Source organism: Belnapia moabensis DSM 16746, from assembly GCF_000745835.1.
Taxonomy (GTDB): domain Bacteria; phylum Pseudomonadota; class Alphaproteobacteria; order Acetobacterales; family Acetobacteraceae; genus Belnapia; species Belnapia moabensis.
The window spans coordinates 1-2,933 of record NZ_JQKB01000217.1 but is presented as its reverse complement, the minus strand read 5'-3'; the positions used below and the strand labels follow the sequence as shown (position 1 = coordinate 2,933).

Genomic DNA, 2,933 nt, shown 5'->3' with positions numbered 1-2,933 from the left:
ACTGGCGCGAACGCACGGTGTAGCTGACCACCGCACCCGAAGCATACCGACCAACGTCAAGAGCTGATTTCCGTGTGGCCGACACGACGCGTACCAACCAACGCCGCTTGCATTCGGCTCTGGGCTATCTCACACCAGAGCAGAAGGTTGCGGCGTTCCATGCGGCTGCTTCAGCCGTGCAACACTGTCCGTGAAAGCGGGACAAGGCCAGCTACTCGACGGCCCGATAAATGGGCAGCGGTTCCGGTCTATGTCGAGCAGGTCCTGGTGCCGACGTTGAAGCCAGACGACCTGGTTATCATGGACAACCTCGGCAGCCACAAAGGATCGGCTGTGCGCCGAGCCATCCGGCGGGCTGGCGCAAAGCTCTTCCTGCTGCCGAAATACTCACCCGATTTGAACCCCATTGAACAGGTCTTCGCAAAACTCAAACACCTGCTGCGAAAGGCTGCCGCCCGAACCAGCGACGCGGTGTGCGCCACCATAGGCACACTCCTCAGTACCTACACCGCCCAGGAATGCGCCAACTACCTGAGGCACTCAGGATACAACCAGACCTAAACACATCACGCTCTAGCGGGCGCCCGGACTGCGAACCGCGTCCGCTCGCTCCGTTCGGGTTAGGAGGTCCGGCCCGCAGCGTCCTGGCCACCGCGGAGAGTTAAGGTAAGAAGGGCGGCCTCCACACTGCGGGCAAGTTGGGGATTAACCTCCCTGTCGGTTGCTGCGGCTGGCGCGGGTGGTGCATCGGTGACGGATGGCGTTGGCGCCTTAAACTGATCCTGGCTCGGCCGCCGCTCCGCGGCGGGACTCGAGTGAGGTTTGACCAGAACCGCGATGTCGGGCGGCGGCGATGCGGCGGGTACCCGACCAGCCCAGGCCAGGCGTCGCACCAGGCGCGCAGCGGGCAGGATTAGCTGCAGGATGCGCGGCCCGGCCGGCATCCGCAAATCCTGCACCAGGCGCCAGCGTTCTGCTGCCAGGCGACGGCGTTCGGCCTCGGTGTCTGCCAGTTGGGCATCCGTCGCTGCTAACGCGGTTGTCAGGTCGCTTACCCGTTCGGCGTGCTGCGCCAATTCCGCCTGTTGCTCGGCCACTTGGTGAGCATAGGCGGCCGCGCATGCGGCTTCGGCCGCGTGCGCGATACGGGTGCGTTTAAGGTCGCGTTGCGCTTGCTGAAGCGCCTGTTCCAATGCCTCAGCGTGATCCCTGACTTGCGCCAAACCTTGCTCAAGCGATGCCTGGTACTGTTGTGTTTGCTGCAGGGTCTGCTGGACCGCATGGCCCCACTCCTCGGAGGCAGCCAGGCGACGTTCCAAATCCAACTCAAGCGCAACCCGGAAGTCGTCAAAAATATTAGGCGGCAGCCAAAAGGCTTCGGCACGTGCGCTGCTCTCCTCACGCAGGTACCAGGCGTTGAGGCCATCAAACAGCACCAAACGGTAACCATTATCGGTCAGCAGGGGTTCCCATTCAGCCTGCGTCCGATCCTGCGTGTTGGGACGCGTCGCCTCGATCACCACTACCTCGGGCCGGTGACGCCGCCAGTCAGCCCCGCGGATAATAGCGGCCTCCGCACCTTCGGCATCAATTTTCAGAAAATGGATGTGACGGTCGCCCGCATGGTGGTCGAGGACCTGCACCAAAGGCAGAACCTCGACCTCGGTGTCTTCCTTGGTCACCAGCGTTCCGGACAGATCGGGTAGCGGCCCATCATAGAGAGTGGAGGTGCCGAGAACGCGGTCGCCAGCCCGATGCACATGCAAGCGCATGCGGCCGCTCCGGTCGCTCACCGCCAGATGGAGATTGATGTCCCGCGGCCGAGCAGCAGCCAGGGCGGTAAACATCGGACCGGGTTCGATGTTGATGCCTCGCCAACCGGCATCATAGAACGCTTTCGTCACCGAGTGAGAGACCGGATCCCAGGCTCCGACATCAACATAGAAGCCCGCCTCAACATCACGGAAGACACGACGCAGGATAACATCCTCAAAGTTCTGGGCATAGCTAATGAAGCTCACAATCCATGTCCTCCAGCGCCGGGTTGGACGACCGTGGTAGTACAATCCATCTTACACTCCCATCCTCTGCCGAAATCCCAACACCGTAGATTGTTGCGAAATGCATGTGAACCGCTTGCTCTATTGAACGCACCGGCTCAGGGCTTGGGCGCATGCGGTGCTCTGGCCAGCAGCTGGAAGCTTCAGCGATGCAGCACGATGCCCTGAGTTGCCCTCACCCGCTTGGCTCTTCCGCAAAAAGCGTGGTTGGTGCGGGCGTTGGAGGTGCAGGCCTCAGCCAGACGGTTAGGTAACCTATATAGTTCAGGATGAGCAACCTGCAGTTCCTGCCGGGATGCTGGATCCGGGAGGTAAGCCGTTCGGATTCCAGCTGCATTCACATTCATACCGAGGCGCGACAACGCAGCGCGCGCTGCCCAGATTGTAGCGAGCCGAGCCACGCGGTCCATAGCCGGGCTCTGCGACGGCCTGCCGATCTGCCCTGCCTCGGGCGCGAGGTTCGTCTCGGGTTAGCGGTGAGGCGCCTGTACTGCCGCAATCCCGCCTGTCTGCGGCAGACCTTTGTCGAGCGGCTGCCTGGGCTGATTGCGCCGCACGCGCATCGCACGCGCCGCCTGGCCGCGGCGCAGGGTCAGGTCGGCGTCGCCCTGGGCGGCGAGGCGGCTGGGCGGCTCCTGCAGCACCTTGGCATGCCAGCGAGTGGTGACACGGTGCTGCGCCTGGTGCGCCGCCTGCCCTTGCCGCGGCAGCCAGCCCCCCGCATCCTGGGCGTCGATGACTGGGCCCTGCGCCGGGTAATTACCCACCCCCTGACTTCTGCGGCGGAGTGGTCAGGCCGTGACGGTTGTCAGGATGGTGCCAAAGATGCTGGTGCCGGGCACCAGGCGGGCGGTGTCGACCACGGTGCGCACG

General features: G+C 63.5%; 2 protein-coding genes and 2 pseudogenes. 2 read left to right on the top strand and 2 right to left on the bottom strand.

Annotated elements, in window-relative coordinates:
• Positions 1-211: 211 nt before the first annotated feature.
• Positions 212-561, top strand: a pseudogene (locus EP26_RS34330) (transposase); the annotation flags it as partial.
• A 59-nt stretch (positions 562-620) separates the two neighbouring features.
• Here EP26_RS34330 and EP26_RS34325 read toward each other — a convergent pair.
• Positions 621-2,021 carry an FkbM family methyltransferase gene (locus EP26_RS34325; protein WP_169747558.1) on the bottom strand — a complete coding sequence of 467 codons (1,401 nt, stop codon included), beginning with the start codon at positions 2,019-2,021 and terminating at the stop codon, positions 621-623.
• A gap of 308 nt (positions 2,022-2,329) precedes the next feature.
• On the opposite strand from EP26_RS34325, the pseudogene EP26_RS38905 reads away from it, so the two are divergent.
• Positions 2,330-2,500: pseudogene (locus EP26_RS38905) on the top strand (ISL3 family transposase); the annotation flags it as partial.
• 30 nt (positions 2,501-2,530) lie between these two features.
• Here the strand turns inward: EP26_RS38905 and EP26_RS38900 are convergent.
• Positions 2,531-2,827 carry a hypothetical protein gene (locus tag EP26_RS38900; RefSeq protein WP_043345101.1) on the bottom strand — a complete coding sequence of 99 codons (297 nt, stop codon included), beginning with the start codon at positions 2,825-2,827 and terminating at the stop codon, positions 2,531-2,533.
• Between the last annotated feature and the right edge of the window lie 106 nt (positions 2,828-2,933).